The organism is Bradyrhizobium sp. Pha-3 (assembly GCF_042258325.1).
GTDB lineage: Bacteria > Pseudomonadota > Alphaproteobacteria > Rhizobiales > Xanthobacteraceae > Bradyrhizobium > Bradyrhizobium elkanii.
On sequence record NZ_CP170151.1, the window covers coordinates 5213985 to 5236179 of the forward strand.

The 22195-nt window shown below is 64.8% G+C and carries 23 protein-coding genes and 1 pseudogene; 5 read left to right on the forward strand and 19 right to left on the reverse strand.

The window, feature by feature from the left end; all coding sequences use genetic code 11:
- The first annotated feature begins 36 nt into the window (after positions 1–36).
- Entirely contained in the window at positions 37–741 is a 705-nt protein-coding gene (locus ACE10X_RS24555; protein ID WP_063709681.1) for a helix-turn-helix transcriptional regulator, read from the forward strand.
- A gap of 72 nt (positions 742–813) precedes the next feature.
- On the forward strand, positions 814–1578 hold the full coding sequence (locus ACE10X_RS24560; protein ID WP_375762980.1) for a sulfite exporter TauE/SafE family protein: 765 nt from the start codon (positions 814–816) through the stop codon (positions 1576–1578).
- 44 nt (positions 1579–1622) lie between these two features.
- Here the strand turns inward: ACE10X_RS24560 and ACE10X_RS24565 are convergent, their stop codons facing one another.
- The 10 genes from ACE10X_RS24565 to ACE10X_RS24610 all read right to left on the reverse strand — a co-directional run bounded on the left by ACE10X_RS24565 (position 1623) and on the right by ACE10X_RS24610 (position 11468).
- On the reverse strand, positions 1623–1889 hold the full coding sequence (locus ACE10X_RS24565) for a hypothetical protein (protein ID WP_021078341.1): 267 nt from the start codon (positions 1887–1889) through the stop codon (positions 1623–1625).
- Between the two features lie 1080 nt (positions 1890–2969).
- Entirely contained in the window at positions 2970–3392 is a 423-nt protein-coding gene (locus ACE10X_RS24570) for a hypothetical protein (protein ID WP_157788004.1), read from the reverse strand.
- Between the two features lie 30 nt (positions 3393–3422).
- Entirely contained in the window at positions 3423–4910 is a 1488-nt protein-coding gene (gene gatB, locus ACE10X_RS24575; protein WP_038385357.1) for an Asp-tRNA(Asn)/Glu-tRNA(Gln) amidotransferase subunit GatB, read from the reverse strand.
- Positions 4911–5122: 212 nt separating this feature from the next.
- A complete protein-coding gene (locus tag ACE10X_RS24580; protein ID WP_168858152.1) occupies positions 5123–6484 on the reverse strand; it encodes a patatin-like phospholipase family protein in 1362 nt (453 codons plus the stop codon).
- Positions 6485–6640: 156 nt separating this feature from the next.
- Positions 6641–6931, reverse strand: coding sequence for a hypothetical protein (locus ACE10X_RS24585; protein WP_304555167.1), 291 nt, complete (start codon positions 6929–6931; stop codon positions 6641–6643).
- Positions 6932–6934: 3 nt separating this feature from the next.
- Complete coding sequence (gatA, locus tag ACE10X_RS24590) at positions 6935–8410, reverse strand: Asp-tRNA(Asn)/Glu-tRNA(Gln) amidotransferase subunit GatA (RefSeq protein WP_038385353.1); 1476 nt, start codon at positions 8408–8410, stop codon at positions 6935–6937.
- Positions 8407–8649: a hypothetical protein gene (locus ACE10X_RS24595; RefSeq protein WP_038385352.1), complete on the reverse strand. Its 243-nt coding sequence runs from the start codon at positions 8647–8649 to the stop codon at positions 8407–8409. Before ACE10X_RS24595 ends, gatA begins: the two co-directional genes overlap by 4 nt.
- Before the next feature lie 78 nt (positions 8650–8727).
- On the reverse strand, positions 8728–9015 hold the full coding sequence (gene gatC, locus ACE10X_RS24600; RefSeq protein WP_016843980.1) for an Asp-tRNA(Asn)/Glu-tRNA(Gln) amidotransferase subunit GatC: 288 nt from the start codon (positions 9013–9015) through the stop codon (positions 8728–8730).
- A 374-nt stretch (positions 9016–9389) separates the two neighbouring features.
- Positions 9390–10469: a nitronate monooxygenase family protein gene (locus tag ACE10X_RS24605; RefSeq protein ID WP_038385351.1), complete on the reverse strand. Its 1080-nt coding sequence runs from the start codon at positions 10467–10469 to the stop codon at positions 9390–9392.
- An 18-nt stretch (positions 10470–10487) separates the two neighbouring features.
- Positions 10488–11468 carry a nitronate monooxygenase gene (locus ACE10X_RS24610; RefSeq protein WP_038385350.1) on the reverse strand — a complete coding sequence of 327 codons (981 nt, stop codon included), beginning with the start codon at positions 11466–11468 and terminating at the stop codon, positions 10488–10490.
- Positions 11469–11585: 117 nt separating this feature from the next.
- Here ACE10X_RS24610 and ACE10X_RS24615 point away from each other — a divergent pair, with 117 nt between their 5' ends.
- The 3 genes from ACE10X_RS24615 (at position 11586) to ACE10X_RS24625 (ending at position 13963) form a co-directional block, all read left to right on the forward strand.
- A complete protein-coding gene (locus tag ACE10X_RS24615) occupies positions 11586–12476 on the forward strand; it encodes a LysR family transcriptional regulator (protein WP_137477688.1) in 891 nt (296 codons plus the stop codon).
- A gap of 75 nt (positions 12477–12551) precedes the next feature.
- Entirely contained in the window at positions 12552–13034 is a 483-nt protein-coding gene (gene ruvX, locus ACE10X_RS24620; RefSeq protein ID WP_375762981.1) for a Holliday junction resolvase RuvX, read from the forward strand.
- 2 nt (positions 13035–13036) lie between these two features.
- Positions 13037–13963: an AEC family transporter gene (locus ACE10X_RS24625; protein WP_375762982.1), complete on the forward strand. Its 927-nt coding sequence runs from the start codon at positions 13037–13039 to the stop codon at positions 13961–13963.
- A gap of 45 nt (positions 13964–14008) precedes the next feature.
- Here ACE10X_RS24625 and ACE10X_RS24630 read toward each other — a convergent pair whose 3' ends face one another.
- The 9 genes and pseudogenes from ACE10X_RS24630 to ACE10X_RS24670 all read right to left on the reverse strand — a co-directional run bounded on the left by ACE10X_RS24630 (position 14009) and on the right by ACE10X_RS24670 (position 22141).
- Positions 14009–15136 (reverse strand): GNAT family N-acetyltransferase, encoded by a 1128-nt coding sequence (locus ACE10X_RS24630; RefSeq protein ID WP_375762983.1) that lies wholly within the window; start codon positions 15134–15136, stop codon positions 14009–14011.
- Positions 15137–15459: 323 nt separating this feature from the next.
- Entirely contained in the window at positions 15460–16671 is a 1212-nt protein-coding gene (locus ACE10X_RS24635; RefSeq protein WP_028341008.1) for an ABC transporter substrate-binding protein, read from the reverse strand.
- Positions 16672–16886: 215 nt separating this feature from the next.
- The gene (locus ACE10X_RS24640) at positions 16887–17069 is read right to left on the reverse strand and encodes a CPBP family intramembrane glutamic endopeptidase (protein ID WP_375762984.1); all 183 of its coding nucleotides are present in this window, start codon (positions 17067–17069) and stop codon (positions 16887–16889) included.
- Positions 17066–17629, reverse strand: a complete 564-nt coding sequence (locus ACE10X_RS24645; protein WP_375762985.1) for a hypothetical protein — start codon at positions 17627–17629, stop codon at positions 17066–17068. The genes ACE10X_RS24640 and ACE10X_RS24645 overlap by 4 nt, the downstream gene beginning before the upstream one ends.
- Positions 17630–17695: 66 nt before the next feature.
- Positions 17696–18466, reverse strand: coding sequence for a CPBP family intramembrane glutamic endopeptidase (locus ACE10X_RS24650; RefSeq protein ID WP_038385348.1), 771 nt, complete (start codon positions 18464–18466; stop codon positions 17696–17698).
- Between the two features lie 10 nt (positions 18467–18476).
- Positions 18477–20120 (reverse strand): isovaleryl-CoA dehydrogenase, encoded by a 1644-nt coding sequence (locus ACE10X_RS24655; RefSeq protein WP_375762986.1) that lies wholly within the window; start codon positions 20118–20120, stop codon positions 18477–18479.
- Between the two features lie 159 nt (positions 20121–20279).
- On the reverse strand, positions 20280–20732 hold the full coding sequence (locus ACE10X_RS24660) for a hypothetical protein (protein ID WP_375762987.1): 453 nt from the start codon (positions 20730–20732) through the stop codon (positions 20280–20282).
- A gap of 32 nt (positions 20733–20764) precedes the next feature.
- The gene (locus ACE10X_RS24665; RefSeq protein WP_375762988.1) at positions 20765–21178 is read right to left on the reverse strand and encodes a hypothetical protein; all 414 of its coding nucleotides are present in this window, start codon (positions 21176–21178) and stop codon (positions 20765–20767) included.
- 229 nt (positions 21179–21407) lie between these two features.
- Positions 21408–22141, reverse strand: a pseudogene (locus tag ACE10X_RS24670) (M15 family metallopeptidase).
- Between the last annotated feature and the right edge of the window lie 54 nt (positions 22142–22195).

Sequence of the window (22195 nt, forward strand, 5' to 3'; positions counted from 1 at the left end):
GATCGCTTCAAGACCTCTGTGATCACTCCGTTCGCCATGACCAATACTTGGAATTATCGGCGAGCGGACAGTGACGGCATCGTCGAGCTGGCATCGTGGCGCGGCGCCGGCTCGCTTGGCCTCAAGCCGCACTTCCACGACGAGAACCAGATCGTGCTGGTGCTGGCGGGGTCGCGCGCCTTTCGCATCGGCGGCGCGACCGTCACCGTGCCTGCCGGCCATGCCGCGCTCATTCCGGCGGGAATGCTGCATGCGCCGATGACGATGTCGGACGAGGAAACGGTCTGCCTGAACGCCTACGTTCCAGCCGACCGCGTCTGCTCGTCGGTGCGGATCATCCGCTTCGGGCAGCGTTGGCGGAACCTCGATGAGATCTCGCCTGAGCAGGTCGGCGAGATCGCCGACGACATCCTGTCGCGCGCGCCGTCTCACCCCGCCGGGTGCACCGACAGGACGAAGCTCGCCATCGCGCTGACCGAGAGCGTCGCGCCGATCGGCGCGATTGCCGCCGGCTTCGGGCGAAGCCGCGAAGGATTCAGCCGCATGGTCAGCCGCGAGCTCGGCATCCCGCCGCATACCTTCCGCCTGCTGGCCCGCCTCAATCTTGCCCGGCAATTGCTGCGCGCCGGCGAGCCGATCGCGGCAGTCGCGGCCGATGCGGGCTTTTCCGATCAGAGCCACCTCACCCGGCTGTTCCGCCGCACCTTCGGCACGACGCCGGGCGTCTACTGGCGCGGCTGAACCGACGTCACAGACGTTCCAGACCGATTGGCGCGCCGCCCGCTAGCCTGCTCACCCTCGAGAGGGTGAAGGATGGATACCCAGACAAGTCTTCTGCTGCTGGCGGCCGGGGTCGCCGGAGGGATCATCAATGCACTGGCGGGCGGCGCGACGCTCATCACCTTTCCGGCGATGCTCGCGGCGGGCCTGCCGGCTGTCATCGCCAATGCGTCGAATGCGGTGGCGATCTCGCCGGGGCATTTGATCGCAGCGCTCGCCGATCGCGGGAAGTTGCCGCCGCTGACGCGGCGCGCGATCAGCTTCGTCGTGATCGCCGCGGTGGGCGGCGCGGTCGGCGCCGGCGTGCTGCTGCTGCTTCCCGAGCGGCTGTTCGTCCTGCCGGTGCCGGCTCTGATCGCATTTGCAACACTGTTGTTTGCCTTCGCGCCGCAGATCCAGGGATGGACCGTCGGGTGCGAGAGGGCCGCAGCGCTGCCCTCGACCGGCGCGAGCGGTGCTATCCTGGGATTGTCGTGCGTCTATGGAGGGTTCTTCGGTGCCGGATTAGGCGTCATCCTGACCGCGGTGCTGTCGATTACCGAGCCCAACGACATCAGGGCGATCAAGGCGTTGAAGAACCTGCTCGCGACCTGCGTGTCGCTCGCTGCCACATTGATCTTTGTCTGTCAGGGAGCAGTGCGGTGGCCGGAGACCTTGGCGATGCTGCTCGGCGCCATGGTCGGCGGCTATGCCGGAGGTTTCCTGATCCGGATCCTTCCCGGCCACATCGTCCGGCAGTTCGTCATCGTGGCCGGAGCGCTGATGACCGTGATCTACGCGGCGCGATACTGGTTCTAGGTGGAGCGAGGGAGCCGAGGCTCCCATCGACATCGGTGCCTTGCTTAGTGCGTCGTCATCCAGGCGCGGGCTTCGCGCTGGGCGGCCGCGATCTCGACATCGGACATCTGCTCGGCGACTTCGCGGCGGTGCGCGATCGCGTCAGTACGTCCCTTGAGGGCCGCCAGGTTGAACCATTTGTGCGCCGCGACGAGGTTGACCACACCGGAGCGGCCGCTCGCCCAATACATGCCACGTTCGAACAGCACGTCCTGGATTGCCGTTGCGGCAACCGGGACAGCGCTTTCCTGATCGATGACCCCCTGAAACATTCTCATTCCCCTTTTTGTTGTTGGCCGCCCTCCCCCGAGCGCGGCCCCCGTCCACTGTTAAAACTACCCTGTCATTCCCAGGCTGAACTCTTGATCATGCCCCGCGCCGATCCTTGGGATCACCGCGTGCCGGTTGCCGGCTTGTTGGGATGATCTTGGCCCATCAAATTTGAAGAGCGGTTTAAGTATCGCGATGAACGGGATGTAAATCGGCACCGCCAGGGGCGCCTCCAGGAATCGCAGAAGTGCCTGTGCCGCAGGCACTTCCTTGCATTCGTGAACGCCGGTTTACCCTGGTGCTTGGGACAACGATAACCATGGCGGACATTGGCCGAGGGCGCCGGCAGATCCCGCCAGGCAATCAGTTTCGAATTGACGGAGGGGTAGCGCGACCAACGGTCGAGCCGCGGAGCGGCGTGCGGTCGGGTGCACAGACAAAAGCAACGCGACGCCGTCAGGCCCAACGTCGATCCGGAACGGAGATGGGGAAAGTGGCTGCCGGGCGCGGACTGCGCGGGCCGCCGGAACGAGGGGGTCGGCGAACACGTCAGGACCAGATTTCAGCTCGGCATTCTCGCCGGTGAAATTGCGGAACCAAGCGGGCTCCGCACCGAACGAAGAAATCTCTGTTTCTTCTGCCGGACCGGTTTTGGGAAGGTTGCCCTCTCCGAAATTCGATCCAGCCGTTTGACCTGATGTCTCGCCGACACCCTCTTTCGTCAGCCAGAGCCTTGGGGGTGGGATGTGCCTCTCAGCAGTCCGTCCGCTGGCTCTCGCGACGTGCCGGCGTCAAGCCGCCGGCAATCCTCTCAAGGCGAGAGGCTTACTTCTTCTTGGCGACCTTGCGGGTCTTCTTCGCAGTCTTCTTCACTGCGCTCTTCGCCTTCTTCGCCTTCTTCGCCTTCTTTGCCTTCTTAGCCATGTTGCCCTCCAGTATGTGAGATGGCTCTTACTTCGCTGCGTGCACTCGGGAATCGATATGCACTACTTCCCGAATACACCAACAGACCGAAAAAAACAGTGTCCCGCTTAAGGAAGTGTTGACGCAGCGCTGGCAGTGCGCACCGTGCGCGCCGCCGTTCAAATCGACGCGTCATTCGCGCGACGATGCAAGAAACGCAACGGCCGCCGACATCGGCATTTGTCAACGTTGCAGGAAACGCCTTCTGTTGTAGGCTTTTCTTGAATTCGCATTCGAGCGATCGACGCGCGGCCGTCATTGCGTTGAGTCGCGAGCGACGATGAAAAGCGGCCCGTCGCCGACGCCGAGTCGTAATTTTTGGCAACGAAAAAATTTTCGTGGGTAAGACGGGTTTTGCCTCGTTTGAGGTCATCCGAACCGGATTTGCGAACGAATCGCGGCTTCGGCGATTCGACGCCGAAGGCGCCGGCGCGCCGCGAACGGAGGGTGTGAGGCAGGATCACGCCGCGTTCAGGCGCGCGCGACGACGCCGGAGGTGACGGCAAGGAAGCATGCAAGGAAGCATGATCCGGCTGGATCATGCGCCAAGGACAACATCATTGTCCTGTTGTTCAGATGCCGAGCTTCGACTTCAAGAGGTCGTTGACCGCCTGCGGGTTCGCCTTGCCGCCCGACGACTTCATCACCTGGCCGACGAACCAGCCGACCAGTTGCGGCTTCGCCTTCGCCTGCTCGACCTTGTCAGGATTGGCCGCGATGATGTCGTCGACCACCTTCTCGATCGCGCCGAGGTCGGTGACCTGCTTCATGCCGCGCGCCTCGACGAGCGCGCGCGGATCGCCGCCTTCCTGCCAGACGATCTCGAACAAGTCCTTGGCGATCTTGCCGGAAATCGTTCCCTCACCGATCAGGTCGACGATCGCGGCGAGTTGCTCCGCCGACACCGGCGAGGCTGCGATCTCGACGCCTTCCTTGTTGAGACGACCGAACAGTTCGTTGATCACCCAGTTGGCGGCGAGCTTGCCGTCGCGCGCATTGTCGGCAAGACCCGACAGCACCGTCTCGTAGAACTCCGCGCTCTCGCGCTCGGCGACCAGCACGCTCGCATCATAGGGCGACAGGCCGAAGCCCGTAATAAAACGGGACTTCTTCTCGTCTGGCAGTTCCGGCAGCTGCGCCTTGAGATCGTCGACGAAGGCCTGGCTGAACTCGAGCGGCAACAGATCGGGATCGGGGAAGTAACGGTAGTCGTGCGCCTCTTCCTTGGAGCGCATCGAGCGGGTCTCGCCCTTGTTCGGGTCGAACAGCCGGGTTTCCTGGTCGATCGAGCCGCCGTCCTCGATGATCTCGATCTGACGCCGCGCCTCGTACTCGATCGCCTGGCCGATGAAGTTGACCGAGTTCATGTTCTTGATTTCGCAGCGGGTGCCGAACGCGCTCTCGCCGTAACGGCGCACCGAGACGTTGACGTCGGCGCGCAAATTGCCCTTCTCCATGTCGCCGTCGCAGGTGCCGAGGTAGCGCAGGATCGAGCGCAGCTTGGTGACGTAGGCCTTGGCCTGCTCGGCGTCGCGGATGTCGGGCTTGGAGACGATCTCCATCAGCGCGACGCCGCAACGGTTGAGGTCGACATAGGACATCGTCGGCGACTGATCGTGCAGCAACTTGCCGGCGTCCTGCTCCAGGTGCAGCCGCTCGATCCCGATCGTGACGCTGCGGCCGCCGTCGAGCTCGAGCGACACCTCGCCCTCGCCCACGATCGGCGATTTGTACTGGCTGATCTGGTAGCCCTGCGGCGAGTCCGGATAGAAATAGTTCTTGCGGTCGAACACCGAGCGCAGGTTGATCTTCGCGTTCAGCCCGAGACCGGTGCGCACCGCCTGGCGGACGCACTCCTCATTGATCACGGGCAACATGCCCGGCATCGCGGCATCGACCAGCGAGACATGGGAATTGGGCTCGCCGCCGAACGCGGTCGATGCGCCGGAGAACAGCTTTGCGTTCGAGGTGACCTGGGCATGGATCTCCATGCCGATCACGACCTCCCAATCGCCGGTGGCGCTCTTGATCAGCTTGTGCGGGGCGGCAGATGCGGTCATGGATCTCGGTTTCCGGATAAAGGATATCTGGGATGGATTGGGCTTCGCGCAACCGATCGCGCCAGTCAAGCCGCCTTGCACCTATGGACCCCCTCATGGTGAGGAGCGCGGAACGCGCGTCTCGAACCATGAGGCCCCGCCGGCGGCCTACATCCTTCGAGACGCTTGCTTCGCAAGCTCCTCAGGATGAGGATAGACGGTGTCGCCGAAATCTAGAGCCCGCGCCGGAACTGCTGGTAGGCCTTGCTCGAGCGCAGCGCGTCGGCGCCGCCCGCGATCAGCTGGTCGACCTGCTCGGGCGGCAGCGACAGCCGCGTCGGGATGGCGTTCAGGATGCCGGCGCGGTCCGGTCCGAGCCGGTCAAAGCCGAGCCGCTCGACATAGATCGCGACGTCGCCGCATTTCCAGCCGGCGCCGACGCCGAGCCGGCTGCGCTCCGCCGCCGACAGCCCGCAGCGCCAGCGCTTCAGCTTGCCGGACCAGTCCTCGGCGAGCGCCGTGAAGGCGGCGTAGCTGGAGCGCACGCTGGCATCGATCGCGGTGTCGGCGGCTGCGGACACCAGTTCTACGCCGCTCGGCCCTTCGAGCGTCTGCACGAAGTCGCCGGAGATGCCGCGGCCGGCGTCGACCACCAGGAACAGGATGCGCTTCAGCTTGGCCGCCTGCCGTTCGTTCAGCGGCTCGTAGGGACGCTGCGCGGCGAGCAAGCCGATGCTCAGCCCCGACAGGCCGTAATTGTCGACGAGGCCGCCATCGAGCAGCTTGACGTAGCGCATCGAGCCGTCGCGGTAATGCGCCTGGGCCTCGGCGTAGGCGCGCAGCAACGGCTGTGCGTTCGGATCGTTGCGCACCCGCTCGAGCCAGGCCGGCAGCGGCGCGGCGCAACCGCCGGGATAGGTTTGCAGCACGATCGGGGCGAATGCCAGCGGCACCGCGGCGGATGCCGCCACCGCTTCGGCGACACGATACGATCTGATGTCGCTGCACAAGGCATCGAACGACGTCTTGCCGAACACGAACGGCGTGCGGTTGTAGATATCAGACGCGTTGATCCAGACCCGCGGCCGCCGATCGTCGGCCAATGCATCGAACCGCGCGCCGTCGAACAAATTCTGATCGAGCCAGTCGGTGAACTGGCTGTCGTTGACGCCGCCGCCGAGCGCGCGCCCGATATTGCCGAGCGAGATCCGGGTCTTCAGTCCCTCCTCGGCGTTGCGCAGCAGGAAGCGCTGGCGGAAATCGTCGAGCGCCGCGCGGCGCTTCAGTCCGAAATAGGCGGCGGTGACCGATCCGCCGGAGACGCCGGAGACGAAGTCGACGCGGTCGAGCAGCGTCTTGGTGCCCGCCGCGCTCGAACGCGTATGGTCAAGCTCCTCCAGCACGCCGAAGGAAAACGCCGCCGCGCGGGTGCCGCCGCCGGAGAACGACAGCGCGAGCAGCAGATCATCTTCGTAGGCCGGAATGTCGCGCGCGCTGCTGTTGTCGGCGAGCGCGGCGCCGAGCGGCACATTGCCGGGCAGATTGTAGACGGAGGCGCAGCCGGCAAGGCCCGCCGCCACCACGGCCACCAGCATTGCTGACAGCCATCCCCCTATGCCCGACCCACGCACGAATACTCTCTTTTGCCGCTGGCCCCCGCCCGGTTCCATTAGCCTATCACGGCCAATCTGGGCGGCGGCATGGCGGCCGAAACAGGGTTAATGCTCGCGGTGCCTCCGCACCGGCGTTCTTTAGCCGCGCTGCGCCAGCAGCGTGGCAACGATCCGCTCCCACTCGGCTTCGAGCGTGTCCTTTGCGACCGGCTGGCCGGCCTGGCGATACCAGTAGCCGGCGTTGCCGAGATCGCCCTCGACGCGATGCAGATAAGCATGCACCCAGGCCGAATTGGCGTCGCCCTCATCCTGCACGATGCGGTGCGCCTGATCCCAATTGCCCTTCTTCGCCCACCACAACGCAGCGAGCGGCGGCGGTAGCGCCGCATCAGGCGCGGTGTCAGCGAGACTGGCGCGGAAATCCGCCATCGCTCACCACCATTTGGGCGCCGTGAAGCGGCCCGCCGCCTGCTCGATCACCTCGCCGAGCGAGAACAACGTCTCCTCGTCGAACGGACGGCCGATCAGTTGCAGGCCGAGCGGCAGACCTTGCGAGTCCTTGCCGGCGGGCACGGCGATGCCCGGCAGGCCCGCCATGTTCACGGTCACGGTGAAGATGTCGTTGAGATACATCTCGACCGGATCGGCGCCGCCCTTTTCGCCGATGCCGAACGCAGCCGACGGCGTCGCCGGCGTCAGGATCGCATTCACGCCCTTGGCGAAGCAGTCCTCAAAATCCTTCTTGATCAGCGTCCGCACTTTTTGCGCACGCAGATAATAGGCATCGTAGTAACCGGCCGACAGCACATAGGTGCCGATCAGCACGCGGCGGCGCACCTCGTCGCCAAAACCATCGGCGCGGGTGTTCTCGTACATCTCGATGATGTTCCTGCCCGGTTCGCGCAGCCCGTAGCGCACGCCGTCATAACGCGCGAGGTTCGACGAGGCCTCGGCCGGCGCCACAATGTAATAGGCCGGCAGCGCATATTTGGTGTGCGGCAGCGACACCTCGACGAGCTCGGCGCCGGCGGCCTTCAGCCACTGCGCGCCCTCGCTCCAGAGCTTTTCGATCTCGGCCGGCATGCCGTCGAGCCGATATTCCTTGGGGATGCCGATCTTCATGCCCTTCACGGATTTGCCGATCGCGGCCTCGTAATCCGGCACGGCGATGTCGACCGACGTGGTGTCCTTGGGATCGTGCCCCGCCATCGAGCGCATCAGGATCGCGGCATCGCGCGTCGAGCGCGCGATCGGGCCGGCCTGGTCGAGCGAGGACGCAAAAGCGACGATGCCCCAGCGCGAGCAGCGGCCATAGGTCGGCTTGATGCCGACGGTTGCGGTGAACGCGGCGGGCTGGCGGATCGAGCCGCCGGTGTCGGTCGCGGTCGCGCCCATGCAGAGAGCCGCCGCCACCGCCGAAGCCGAGCCGCCGGACGAGCCGCCCGGCACCAGCGTGGTGTTGGAGCCCTCGCGCCGCCACGGGTTGGTGACCGGGCCGAAGCACGAGGTCTCGTTGGACGAGCCCATCGCGAACTCGTCATTGTTGAGTTTCCCGAGCAGCACCGCGCCGTCGCGCCAGAGCTGCGAGGTCACCGTCGACTCGTAGGGCGGAATGAAATTGCCGAGGATCTTCGAGCACGCCGTGGTCCTGATGTCGCGGGTCGCGAACAGGTCTTTGATGCCGAGCGGGATGCCGGCGAGCGGTCCGCCCTCGCCTTTTGCAATTTTCACGTCGGCGGCCCTGGCCATCTCGCGGGCGCGGTCGGGCGTTTCGAGCACATAGGCATTGAGCACACGCGCGGCTTCGATCGCTGCGAGATGCGCATCGGTCAGTTCGCGAGCGGTGAAAGACTTGCTCGCCAGGCCCTCGCGGGCCTCGGCGATCGTCAGCGATGTCAAATCAGTCATTTATTGATCGGGCTGCAGAAGAACGGAGACAGGGTCTTGTCGTTGGCGGGGTCGTCTTGGCGTGCCAGGTTATTTGCCTTGGCGTTTTCCTTGGTGCGCTCGGCGTCGAGCGCCTCGAGATGGTCGAGCACAGCGTCCATCGCCGCGTTGGGATCGGCGACCTTCCCCTTGCGCTCCATGGCATCGAGGAAGTCCATATAGGCCTTGTAGGCCTTCTCATCGTCGCACAGCAGACACATTGGACTTTGTCGCTTTTGTTTGGCGCGTTTTGTTCACGCGAACCGGTATCCACTTCGCACGAAAACGCGATGCTTGCGTTACTCGACCACCTTCGGCACCAGGAAGAAGTCGTTCACGGTGTCGGGCGCGTTGCGGACGATGACGTCGGCGATCTCGCCGTCATTGACCACGTCGGCGCGCTTCCTCATCTCCATCGGCGTCACCGAGGTCATCGGCTCGACGCCGTCGATATTCACTTCCGACAGCTGCTCCACAAAGGCCAGCATCGCGTTCAGCTCGCCCTGGAGATGGGGAACTTCGGCGTCGCTGACCGCGATCCGCGCCAGATGCGCGATGCGACGGACGGTCGTGGCGTCTACGGACATTATATAGGGCCTCGGGGCTGAAAGGTCAGGCTGAAAGGTCAGCCTGCCGTATAGCAGAGGCCGGTTTTGCGCCGCAACCGCGCGAATTTGCCCGCCCAACGGGGCTTTGGAGCCCATCCGGCGACCGGGCAAGACATCCTGCCACCCATTCCGGCTGCGAAACGCACGACGAAACCACTTCGCGGCCGCCGCGAAGTCGTCCCGAAACATTCACGGCGCCTACTCGACCCCAACAAAAAATTCGGAGCGCGTCATGTCAATGCTCAACGGCAGCCCCCGCCCGGAGGGCTGGGACCCCGCCCTCTGGTCGATCGGCACGGCGCTGGGAGTCGCGATCCTTTACGTGGCCTGCCTCGTCTGAAAGAGCTGGCGCGTCAGGCCTGAGACAGAGCCCCCATCCGCGCCAGCGCCGCGCCCGCCAGCGCGCGGGTCAACTCGGCCGCCGGCATTTCCTTGCCCATCCGCACCGCCTGCCCGGCCCACAGATTGGTAAAATCGACCTTGCCCTGTTTTTCGGCTGCCGCCTTCAGCGGCCCGAGCGCGGTCGCCGCATGCGGGAACGCCGGCGCATCCGGCGAGATCGGGCCGACCTCGCGCATTACGCGGTTGGCGACGCCGCGCGCCGGGCGTCCGGTCATCACATTGGTGATGACGGTCGATTCATCGCTCGCCTGCGCCAGCATCACCCGCGCCGCCGGAATGACCTTGGACTCCGGGCAGCGCAGATAGGCGGTGCCGATCTGCACGCCGGACGCGCCGAGCACGAACGCCGCCGCGATGCCGCGCCCGTCGGCGATGCCGCCGGCGGCGATTACGGGCACCCTCACCGCATCGACCACCTGCGGCACCAGCGCGAAAGTGCCCGGCTGCTCGGCGATGTTCTCGGTCAGGAACATGCCGCGATGGCCGCCGGCCTCCGCACCCTGCGCGATGATGACATCGGCGCCGTTTTCCTCGAGCCAGATCGCCTCCTTGACCGTCGTCGCCGACGACAGGATGACGGCGCCGATCGCCTTCACGCGCTCAAGCAGCTTCGGCTCCGGCAGGCCGAAATGGAAGCTGACGATCTCGGGCTTCAGCTCCTCGACAACAGCGCAGAACGCGGCATCGAACGGGGCGCGGTTCGCGGCATTGATTTGCGCGTTCGGGTCGAGCCCGTGCTCCCGATAATAGGGTGCGAGCCGCTGCCGCCAGATCGCTTCGCGCGCCGGATCGGCGTCGACCGCCTTGTGACAAAAGAAGTTCAGGTTGATCGGTGCCGAAACGCGCTGGCGGAAGATGTGGACCTGCTCGCGCGCCTTCTCGGCCGACAGCATCGCGCATGGCAGCGAGCCGAGCCCGCCGCCCTGCGCCACCGCAATCACCAGCTCCGCATCCATCACGCCGGCCATCGGCGCCAGCACGATCGGAAATTCGGTCTTGAAGCGATCGATCAATCGACGGTCCGGCCACATGGTGTGTCTCGCACTTGTTCAGGTCAAAGAGGAAAGAGAGTTGCGCCGGCCCTGCAGCGACTGCTCGGCTTCGGCGACGATGCGACCGACGATCTCGGCCGCCGGAACGATATCATGGATCAGGCCGACGGACTCGCCGGCAAACACCGCGGCGACATCGAAATTGGCCGCGGCCTTCGCGGCGGCATACTCCACCGCGATGTCGTCCGCCCGCTGCATCAGCTCGATCTCGCGGCCGCTCCAGCGCCGCAGATGATCGTTGGCAAGCGAACGCGCGGTGAACGGCGCCGGCCACATCAGCTTGCGCGACCAGTCGAACACCACGCCGCGCACCGTCTCGCCGCTCTTTGCCGCACAGATCAGCTGCTTCGCCTGCTCGGCCGCGTCGGCCTCGGCGCTGGCGTAGAAGCGCGTTCCCATCAGCACGCCGGATGCGCCGAGCATCATCATCGCCGCGAGGCCACGCCCGTCCGCGATGCCGCCGGCCGCCACCACAGGCACGCGCCCTGCCGCGAAATCGATGATCGCCGGCACGATGTCGAGCGTGGTGCGCGATGCGCCGTGACCGCCCGCCTCCGTGCCCTGCGCGATCAGGATGTCGGCGCCGCAATCGAGCGCCTGCCTCGCCATCTCCTCGCTCTGCACCTGGCAGATCAGAAGCGCGCCTGCGGCCTTGATGTCAGGCGCGAACGGCGCGGGATCGCCGAATGACAGCATCACCGCACGCGGCCGCGCATCCAGCGCGATGTCGATCAGCTCGGGCTGCTTTGCGAGGCTCCAGGTGATGAAGCCGATGCCGAACGGCTTTGCAAACCCCTTCAGCTTCGCGGTCTCGGTCTGCAGCCGCGTCTTGTCGCCGTAGCCGCCGCCCAGAATGCCGAAGCCACCGGCATCGCTGACCGCCTTAACCAGCCCGCTGCCGGCAATCGTGTCCATCGGCGCCGCCAGGATCGGATGCTCGATGCCCAGACGTGCCGTCAATTCGGTGCTGATCGGCATGCGCTTGCTCCCTGTTCTGGACTTGCTGTTCTGGACTCGCAGCCTAAGCGGGCCTAACATTCTCGGATAATGAATACTAGAGAACGCTACCATCTCTAAATCAGAACGGTGGTCCCGATGGAATTGACCGACCTGCTCACCTTTTCCACCGTCGCCCGGCTCGGCGGCATCACCCGGGCGGCCGATGAGCTGAACACCGTGCAGTCCAACGTCACCCAGCGCATCAAGGCGCTGGAGGCCGAGATCGGCACCGCACTGTTCGAGCGCCACAGCCGCGGCATGTCGCTGACCGGCGCCGGCCGTCGCCTGTTGCCCTATGCGCAGCGCATGGCGGCGCTGTCGCGCGAAGCCGTGCTTGCCGCGCGCGACGATGGCGAGCCGAAGGGTCCGTTGTCGATCGGCTCGATGGAAACCACCGCCGCGGTGCGGCTGCCGACGCTGCTCGCCGAGTTTCATCGCCGCTATCCGGCGGTGCGCCTGACCTTGCGCACCGCGCCGACCGCCGACCTCGTGGCCGCCGTGCTCGACGGCTCGCTCGATGGCGCCTTTGTCGCCGGTCCGATCGAGCATGCCGAACTGTCGGCGACATCAGCCTTCACCGAGGAACTGGTGCTGGTCACGGCGCAGCGCTGGAAATCGCTGGCCGCGTTGCGCGCCGGCACGCCGGAGTCGGGCCCGACCGCGCTGGTGTTCCGCACCGGCTGCACTTACCGGCAGCGCCTCGAACAGGTGTTCACCGAGTTCGGCTGGCCATCGGCCGTCCGCTTCGAGTTCGGTACGCTCGACGGCATGGTCGGCTGCGTCGCCGCCGACATGGGCGTCACCCTGCTGCCGCGCGCCGTCGTCGAGCGCGATCACGTCCAGCGCGACATCAATATCCACAAGCTCAATCCGCAGCATGCGCGTGTCGAGACGTTGTTCATCCAGCGCCGCACCGCGCATCAGTACAGCGCCTTGCAAGGGCTGGCCGCGTGCCTTCCCGGCGACGACCGTGTGATCGCCGCCTGACCGGCGTTTTCGCATGGACGCCTGCCCGCAGCCGGGCTTTGCCTCGGCGCGCGGCTGCGTGCTAATCGCAAGGGCATGCCCGCCCCCATCCTTCCCCTGATCGAAGCTGCGCCGCACTGGCCCGAGCGCGGCGCGCTTGTCGGCCTCGACCTCGGCACCAAGACCATCGGAGTCGCCGCCTCCGATCCCGACCGGCGGCTCGCCACCGGCGTCGAGACCATCCAGCGCAAGCAGTTCAAGACCGACGCGGCGCGGCTGCTCGCGATCGCCGCCGAACGCAATGCCGTCGGCTTCGTGCTCGGGCTGCCGATCAACATGGACGGCAGCGAAGGCCCGCGCGCGCAATCGACCCGGGCCTTTGCCCGCAACCTCGCCGGCCTCACCGCGCTCGCGATCGGGCTGTGGGACGAGCGGCTGTCGACCGCGGCGGTCGAGCGCGAGCTGATCGGGATGGACGTCAGCCGCGCCCGGCGGGCCGAGGTGATCGACGAGCACGCCGCGATCTTCATCCTGCAGGGCGCACTCGACCGGCTCGCGAAGTTGCGCGGGGAGCGCTGAAAATGGCCGTGGTGATCGCGGCGCTGCTGCCGGTGTTCCTCCTGATCGTGCTCGGCTTCGTCCTGAAGCGCACGCTGATGCAGCTCGATACGCAATGGCACGGGCTGGAGCAGCTGACCTATTACGTGCTGTTCCCGGTGCTCCTGGTGCAGACACTGGTGAAGGCCGACCTGACCAAGGTGCCGGTCGCCGGCGTCGGCGGCGCGCTGCTGCTCGCGGCGCTGGTGATGTCGCTGTTCTGTCTCGCGCTGCGCGGCCCGCTGGCCCGCGCCGGGGTCGACGGTCCCGCCTTCACCTCGATCTTCCAGGGCGCGACGCGCTGGCAGACCTATGTCGCGCTGTCGGTGTCGCGCAATCTCTATGGCAGCACAGGCCTTGCGCTGGCTTCGGTCGCGATGGTCGCGATCATCCCGCTGGTCAATGTGTTCAGCGTCGCCGTGCTGGCGAAATATGCCTCGTCGGAGAAGCGGTCGACCGGCGTCATCGTGATGACGGTCGTGAAGAACCCGCTGATCTGGGCCTGCGTCATCGGGCTCGTCATCAATGTCGCGCACATCCCGCTGCCGCAGATCTGGCATGACGTCGCCGACGCGCTCGGCGGTTCGTCGCTGGCGATCGGCCTGCTCGTCACCGGGGCCGGGCTGCATCTGGAAGGCATCTTCCGGCCCAGCCTGGCCGCCAGTATCGCGCTGGTGCTGAAACTCGTGCTGATGCCCGTCCTGACCGTCGCGCTCGCGGTGTGGTTCGGCGTCACCGGGTCCAATCTCGCCATCGTCGCAGCCTGCGCCGCGGTGCCGACCTCGCCGTCAGCCTATGTGCTGGCGCGCCAGATGGGTGGCGACGCGCCACTGCTCGCCCAGATCATCACGCTGCAGACGATTTTGGCTGCGATCACGATGCCGATCGTGATCGCCGCGGTCGGGCCCTAGAGGACGTATCCGAGCGGCCTGGAATAGCGCCGCGCCTATCGGCTGCTACCAGACTTCGCGATAGTTCGCGAACTTGCGCAGGGTCTTGTCGTAGCGGGCCGGTACGATCCAGGGCAACAGAAGCCTGAAGATCGCGTTCGGAAGCGGAGAGCGAAGCCGCACATAGAGGTCGAGCGGATCGAGGTCGTGCCGCATCCGGAATTTCGGTTCGTAGCTGAGACCCGTGCTTCGAAGCCACCTGTAGCCGTTGGCGATCGCCCAATTCATCATGTCGCGAATGGTGTAGTAATAAAGATGAAGGTCGAGTGCGACGCCATAGTCGAGGCCGACATACTCCCAGAACAGACTGTCGCCTTCGACCATGCAAAGGCTGAAGGCGATCACCTTCCCGCCACGGCGCCAGATGAAGAAGCGGACCTTGTCTTTCATGTCGCTGCCGAGCCGGCGGAGATAGTCGGCTGTCAGTTTCTCGAACCGGAATTTCGAACGGTCGAAGACCTGCAGGTAGAGCGGATAGATCTCGTCGACGGCATCCCTTGCGTCGTCGGTGACGGTAAGAGCTATGGTTTCACCGTCGGTTGCCTTGAATTTCTTGCGGAGCTGCCAGCGCGCCGACCGCGGCAACGCATTTTGCATGTAGGCATCGAAGTCGTCGTGCTCGATATTGAGCGCCGTCATCGGCATGCTCGGCGCACGGGCGAAGCCGCGCCGGACGAAGCAATCCAGCACCGGCCTATAGCGCGCGGGGAATTCCTTCAGGACGATGAGTTGCGCCCGGCACGATCTTGCGAGAGTGACGATTTCGCTGCAAAGAATCTCCGCGATCTTGCCGGACGGCACCGTGCTTGATCCCGCAAGATGCCCTTCCCCGGCGAAGCATCCGACCATCAGGGTGCGCATTCTGAGAAACCCGGGAACGAAGCGTCGGATGCGCGCCAGCAGCGGCTGCCATTCCGCTCCAAGTCCTTCGAGAACGTCCTGGTCGAGAAGAAAAAACGGCTGGACGGCGTGGAGACAGCCCGCCCGGTCGATGATCGCGAAGTACCGATATTCGACACGCTCGCGGAGCGTATCCTCCAGGATCTCGTAGTAACGGTGATCCTTGCGCAGGTCGGCGAAACTGGCAGCCCAGGCGGGACAACCGGCGATTTCGCCGCGCGTTACGATCTTCACGCAAAATGGCGCTGTAGCAGCCGCCGCGTCCGCTACACTTGTAGTATCAGCCAGACTGACTGTGTCTGACGCCAACGCAATGCTCCGGTGATGAAAAGTCTTTCAATACAGTATCAATGTACCTGATTTGGCCGGGGGCTCCTGTACCATCCGCGCAACAAATTATTTCTTTCGAAGCCGCGTCGCGCCGAGCGGCGCGCGCTCCCCCCGATCAACCGGCCCGCCGGTCGCGGCGACGTAGCGCCACAACGCGTCCCTGCGCTTCAGCAAGCAGCGAAGCCCGCAACAATTGGCGCGGCTCGTAGGCCTTCTCCTGATCGTCGCTATTTTCCAGACGAGCCGACGAACGCCGTATCGAGCACATCACCGATCGGCTGCCAGCTACGGCCATCGAACTGAAGCAACCGCAATTGCTCGACCGGTCGGAACTGAGCGGTGTTGATCTTGATGCCGGGGAGCAGAGCGGACGCCTGATAATCCCTGAGCGCCGCAGCCTGCTTCATGACGTTCTCACGCGACAGGTCGTTGCCGCATTGCCTGAGCACCTCGACCATCGTTTCGGCAGCGGCATAGCCGTAGACCGCCGCCGCGTCATCCTTGCCGCCGGCTTTGGTATACTTGTCCAGGAAGCTGTGCCAGCCGCCCTGCTCCGTTCTCCAGGCCGGATCGCTCGCATCCTTCAGGAACGCCGCGGTGATGACGCCGGTCGCATTCTCCGTGCCGGCCGGCTTGAGCACCGTCTCGATCGATGACGCCATCTGGTTCACGACAAACACCGGCCGCCAGCCGTGGTCGGCCGCGGCCCGGATCACCTTGGCGGCATTTTCCGGCACTCCGGCAAACACGAAGACCTCGGCGCCCGATTGCTTCAGGATCGAGACGTGGCCGTCCAGATGCTGATCGTCGACATCATAGGCGATGTCGACCCTGATGTTGTGGGCGACGTCACCCAGCCCTTGCACCAATCCCTTGAACAATTCGCGCCCGAACTGGTCATTCTCCCAAAGCGCCACGATTTTCTTTCCGGGATAGAAAGCCTGGATGTAGTTGGCGTAGATGCGCCCTTCCTCGCGATACGAAGGCTGCCAGCCCATGGTCCACGGATAGAGCGACGGCTCGCTGAGATCATGATCGCCGGAAGCAACGAAAAGCTGGGGGATCTTCCGTTCGTTGAGATATTTCCGCACCGCCAGATTCCCCGGCGTGCCGAACGAACCGAACATCAACAGCACATTGTCGGTCTCGACCAGAATGCGCGTGAGATCCATGGCGTTGGAGGGATCCGACAGATCGTCGTAAGACATGAAGCGGATCTTGCGGCCATTGATGCCGCCGCGTTCGTTGATCATCTCGAAATAGGCGGCTTCCGCCTTGCCGATCTGCCCGAAAATCTCCAGCGCGCCACTATACGGCATGACATTGCCGATGCGGATTTCGGTGTCGGTAACGCCCTGGTCGCGCACCTGCTGCGTGATGGCGCCGAGAGACGCCAGCGCGACGACGCCGGCCAGGATTGCTCGGATCAAGATAGCCATGAGAAGAGCTCGCACGACGGCAGCCGCCGCTGCCTGGTTTCAGTCCGGCCCGCGCTCATTCATTGATCCAGATCATAGCACTCGGACGGGATGCTGGCATCCCCTTCGTCAACCTTCCGATGGGCGGCGATGCGCCACTGCTTGTTCCGGATCATCGCGCTGCAGACGGCTCCGGCGGCCATCACGATGCCGATCGTGATCGTCGCGATGGGGCGTTAAGCGTAAGGGCCTATCGTGAAGCAGCTGACTATGTTCAAGGCCGAGTGAACGATCACAGTCAGCCAGGTCGAATTACTGCGCCAACGAAAGTAGCCCAGAGCGAGGCCGAAAACGAATAGACAAAAACGATAGGACCAATCGTACTGCGTGTGGTTGAGAGCCCAAACCAGTGATGTCAAGACGATGGCACCGACTGGTCCGAGGAAGGACTGCGACCATCCTGAAACAAAAAGCCGCGGAAAACAAACTCCTCCATGATCGGCGCGGCCAAGCAGCAGCCGATCAGGAAGCTGAGCAAGCCAACCCGCCCCTGCACGTTCAGATTGGGAACGGCCCAACTCGTGTCTGCTCCTACGAAAGCTAGAAAACAGCTCTCCACAATCAGCAGAACTGCCGCGATGGCGAATGCGAGAAGAAGCTCTCTTGAACTGGGCCAATTGAGCGCAAGGTATTCGGAAAAGTCCCGATCGAGCTTGCGGACGGCGACCCAAAGCACCGCAACAGCGGCTGGACTTCCGAGCACCAGACCTGCACCCTGCCAGCGTCCCTCGAGCCCGACCTGAGCAATCGGGATTGTCCCATACTGCGCGTGCATAAGGACAAGAACACCAAGCCCTCCCGTCAGAAGAAACGCGCCGTAGGCGAGAAGGCCAACAAGCGTCGTCTCCAGGAAATCCCATACCCGCGGCGATTTCGCCGAAGCCGGGACCGGCGCGTTGGCATTCTCGAAGTTCGACATATGGGATTCTTCTGCAACAACGTTGCAGCGAAGGTGGGCCTAGCTTCAACCTAGCATAGGGAACTCTCAGCCCGCCAGCCACCAGGTCTGGATCGTCGCCGCGAAATTGTTCAGCCCGTGCAGCAGGATGGTCAGCCAGGTCGAGCCGGTGCGGAAGCGCAGATAGCCGAACAGGAGACCGATTGTCAGCACCTGACAGAGGAAGAACCAGTCGTACTGCAGGTGCATCACGGTCCAGACGATCGACGACAGCAGGATCGCGCCGTAAGGGCCGAGCCTGGATTCCGACCAGCCGCGGTAGAGCCAGCCGCGTGCGAACAGCTCCTCCCAGAGCGGCGCGGCCACGGCGAACGCGATCACCAGGAGCCACAGCGCGCTGTGCTCCTGCGCCGATTTCAGCACGTCGCCCATGAAGCCCGGCGCCACCTCGCGGCCGGCCGCCCGGGACACCATGTCCCAGGCCCCCACCAGCACGACGAGCGCGACGACGCCGATGATCACGTTCTTCCACGACGTCCCGCGCAGCCCGAGGTAATCGGCGAACGGGATCCGGGTCCGGCGGATCGCGAACCACAGCACCAGCAACACCATCGGCAGGCCGGCGAGGACCGAGAGCGAGATCGTCAGGCCGTCGGCGACCACATGGGTGATGCCGGCCGTCGACACCTCCCCGCCCTGCGCGACGATGCGCCAGACGATGACCGTGACCTGGCCGACGAACATCGCGGCGAAGATCAACAGGCCCCACAGCGCGGTGCCCCAGAATTTCCAGACCCGCGGGGGGAGCGGCGGCGGTTCGACAGCCGACGGCGGAGTATCGGGATTGAGTGCGTCCATCAGCAAACCTTCATGGCAGCGCCCGCGCCAGCAGCGCGCGCTGATCGGCATCGGATAAGTCCACCGCGCCGTACATGCCGGCGTGGCGCTCGGCAAGCCGTGTCGCCGCGAACAGTTCGGCGTTTTTCGGCGAGACCTGGTTGAGCGCCGCGGTTGCCGCCAGGAGCGCCAGCTGCTCGACCGCAAGCCGCGCGACGCGCTCGCTGTCCGGCCGCCGGAACGACTGCCCGATCGAGGCAACAGCCTCGGCGGCGCGGGGCAGCCCCCTGGTCTCGTCGGCGAGCGCGCGCAGCACCGCGAGTGCGGCGTCAGCCTCGCGGCCGAGTGCGCGCAGCACATCGAGGCACATCACGTTGCCGGAACCCTCCCAGATCGCGTTGACCGGCGACTCCCGGTAATGGCGCGCCAAAATGCCTTCCTCGACATAGCCATTGCCGCCGAGGCACTCCATCGCCTCATAGAGGAAGCCGGGCGCGCTCTTGCAGATCCAGTATTTGATCGCCGGCGTCAGCAGCCGCATATAGGCGGCCTCGCCCGCATCGGCCGGCGCACGATCGAAAGCACGGCAGAGCCGCATCACCAGCGCGATCGACGCCTCGACATGCAGAGCCATGTCCGACAGCACCGCCTGCATCAGCGGCTGGTCGGCGAGATGCTTCTGGAACACGCTGCGGTGCCGCGCGTGATTGAGAGCATGCGCCAGTCCCGAGCGCATCAGCCCGGCGGAGGCGATCGCGCAATCCTGCCGCGTCAGCTGCACCATCTGGATGATGGTGCGGATGCCCTTGCCCTCCTCGCCGATCAGCTCGGCATAAGCGCCGTGGAATTCGACCTCCGACGAGGCGTTGGAGCGGTTGCCGAGCTTGTCCTTCAGGCGCTGGAAGTGGATCGCGTTGACCGTGCCGTCGGGCGCAAAGCGCGGCATGAAGAAACAGCTCAGCCCATTCATCGTCTGCGCCAGCACCAGGAAGGCGTCGCACATCGGCGCCGACATGAACCATTTGTGCCCGGTGACACGCCAGGCCTCGCCGTCGCGCTCGGCGCGCGTCATGTTGGCGCGCACATCCGTGCCGCCCTGCTTTTCCGTCATGCCCATGCCGAGGGTCATGCCGCGCTTGGTCCACCACGGCGCAAAGGTGGGGTCGTAGGCGCGCGTTCCGATGACCGGCATCGTCTTCGCCAGAATATCCTGCTGCGAGGCCAGCGCCGCGACCGAGGCGCGCGTCATCGTGATCGGGCAGAGATGGCCGGTCTCGACCTGGGAAGCGATGTAGAACCTTGCCGCACGCACCACCTCGGCCGCCCCGCCGGCCGGCCTGCCGTCGGCGCTCCAGGTCGAGTTGTGCACGCCGGCATGCGCGGAGTGCGCCATCAGCTCGTGATAGGCCGGATGAAACTCGACCTCGTCGCGGCGATTGCCCCTGGCATCGAACAAACGCAGTTTCGGCGTGTTCTCGTTGGCAACGCGGCCGCGCTCCGCCATGGCAGCGGATCCCCAATGCTTGCCGAAATCGGACAGCTCAGCCGTTGCCGCCGCTCCGCCATTGGCGGCAACCGCAGCGGCGAGCGGCGCATCCACCGTGAACAGGTCGACATTTTCGAACGGCGGCGACTGGTTGAAGACGTCGTGGGTGGCAAACGGAGCCTGCGTCATGGTCTCCTCGGGAACTGGTCTATACGCATGCGGCCCGGACAACCGGCCTCCTCCGGCCGGATCACGGGCCAGCCGCGGCGCAATGGAATCGGAGGATCATAAGCCTGCGAGCCGGCGCGGGGCAGCGAAAAGTACACGTCCGCTAGATGCTTCCATGCTTTAGATGCTTGCGCGCTTGGGCGCATGGCGGCCGAGCCAGCGGTCGACCCAGTCATTGACGCGGGTCCGGTTCGCCTCCTTCCTGGAAGCCTGGACAGGAAAGATGTCACCGCTGCTCAGGTGCCGGTTATCGGGATAGGCCGCCAACTGCAGGTTGGACTCGTGCGCGGCGCCGTCCACCGGCGAGATGTAGGCAAACCGGATCTCGATCTTGTGCTTGATGTCGGCGCCCTGCCATTTCGGATGATGGCGTGCCAGCAGCTCGGTAAGCTCGCAAGGCAACAGATCGGAGGTCGAGCTTCGCGACCCCTCGGTCTTCTCCATGTAGCATTGCTCCCTGACGCTGCTGACGCGCGCGTCGATCGGCCGGAAGTTCAGCCGCTTGTCGAGCTCGCCATAGACATAGAAGCTCGCGACGGCGACAGCGATCATACCGTAGAGGCCAAGGCGCATGGTTGTGCTTCCGTCCTGTCGAACCGCGTCGGTCAGATCGAACGCGTCTTGTCCGCCTTGTTCTTGGAGGCAAGGACGGGAAACACGTCCCCGGCGCGCAGCGGCTTGCCATTGGGGAAGTAGGACATCTGCAGGCTCGACTGGTGGGTGGCCCCGTCGACCGGCGAGACATAGACGACCTTCACCTCGATCTTGTGCTTCACGTCATAGCCCTGCCACTTCGGATGCTCCTTGCGCAGCAGCTCGGCAATCTCGCAGCGGGTCAGGTCGGAGGTCGACGTCGTCTTGGTGATGACGCCGCGCTCGACCTTTTCCAGATAGCATTGCTCGCTGACGCCGCTGATGCGGGCATCGACGCGCTGATAATTCGCGCTCTTGTCGTGTCGATCGTAAATCAAGACGCCGGCGACGCCGACGACAACAATTGCAATGGCTGCGAACCGCATGCTGCATGCTCCCGTGTTGCCCGCACTTCATACGGCCACAATTAAGGAGTGTTGAAAGCGCGCTTAGCTACTTTTGCGATGGCAAGCGTCGTCTTGCGAAAATGCTTCGGATTTGAGGAAAATCCTGCGCTAGAGCTTCGGTTTTGATTGAATCGGAATCGAAGCTCCAGTCTCTTGTTCTGACGCGTTTTCTTCACGCGAACCGGCGTCCACTTCGCTCGAAAACGCTCTACCGCGCCCGGACGACCGGGAAGTCGTAGGCCGGCCCACCCGCCCCGGCAGCGAAAAGTGCCACCATTCCTTGGCATAGTTCGCGAACCCCTGCCGGGCCATCGCCGCGACCAGCATGGCGCGCCAGCGTCCTTGCGCCGGCGTGATCGATCTGGCCGCGGTGTGGGCCTTCACGTCGGAACAGTCGTAGCCGGTGCCCATGTCGACGCTCCCCTCCGGGGCGCGCGCGGCGGCCGCCGCTGTGCAGTCGGCATAGTCCCTGGCCGGATCGAACTTGCGCGAATTGTCGGCGCCAAGATCGACCAGCGTGAGATCGACCGCGGCCCCTGTCGAATGCCCCGAATGGGTGGCGATGTAGCCGAGGCGGAACAGATCGGCTTTCGAGAAGGCCGGATTGTAGCGCCGCTCGGCGACGGTCTCGGTGCCATTTTTCGCCCACGCCACCGTGTCGGCGACGGCACGGGCCGGCCGGTAGCAATCGAACATCTTCAGCGACAGTCTTTGCCGGGCCAGTTCCTGCTGCACCGCCTTGAGCCTGAGCCCCACGTCCCGCTTCACCACGCATTCCGCCGCGCCATAGCCCGCGAGCGGCCGGCCCATGAAATTGTTCGCGCCGGCGTAGCGGATGTCCTGGATGATGGTCGGGTCGATGTCGCGGAGGAACGCGAAGTCGCCGGGCAAGTTCTGAGCGAAGGCAGGCGAGACCGCCCTTGGGATCAACGCGATGGCCATCCATGCGATCACGACAATTTTCACGAGGTCTCGCTCCGGCGTCACGGCCGGGTA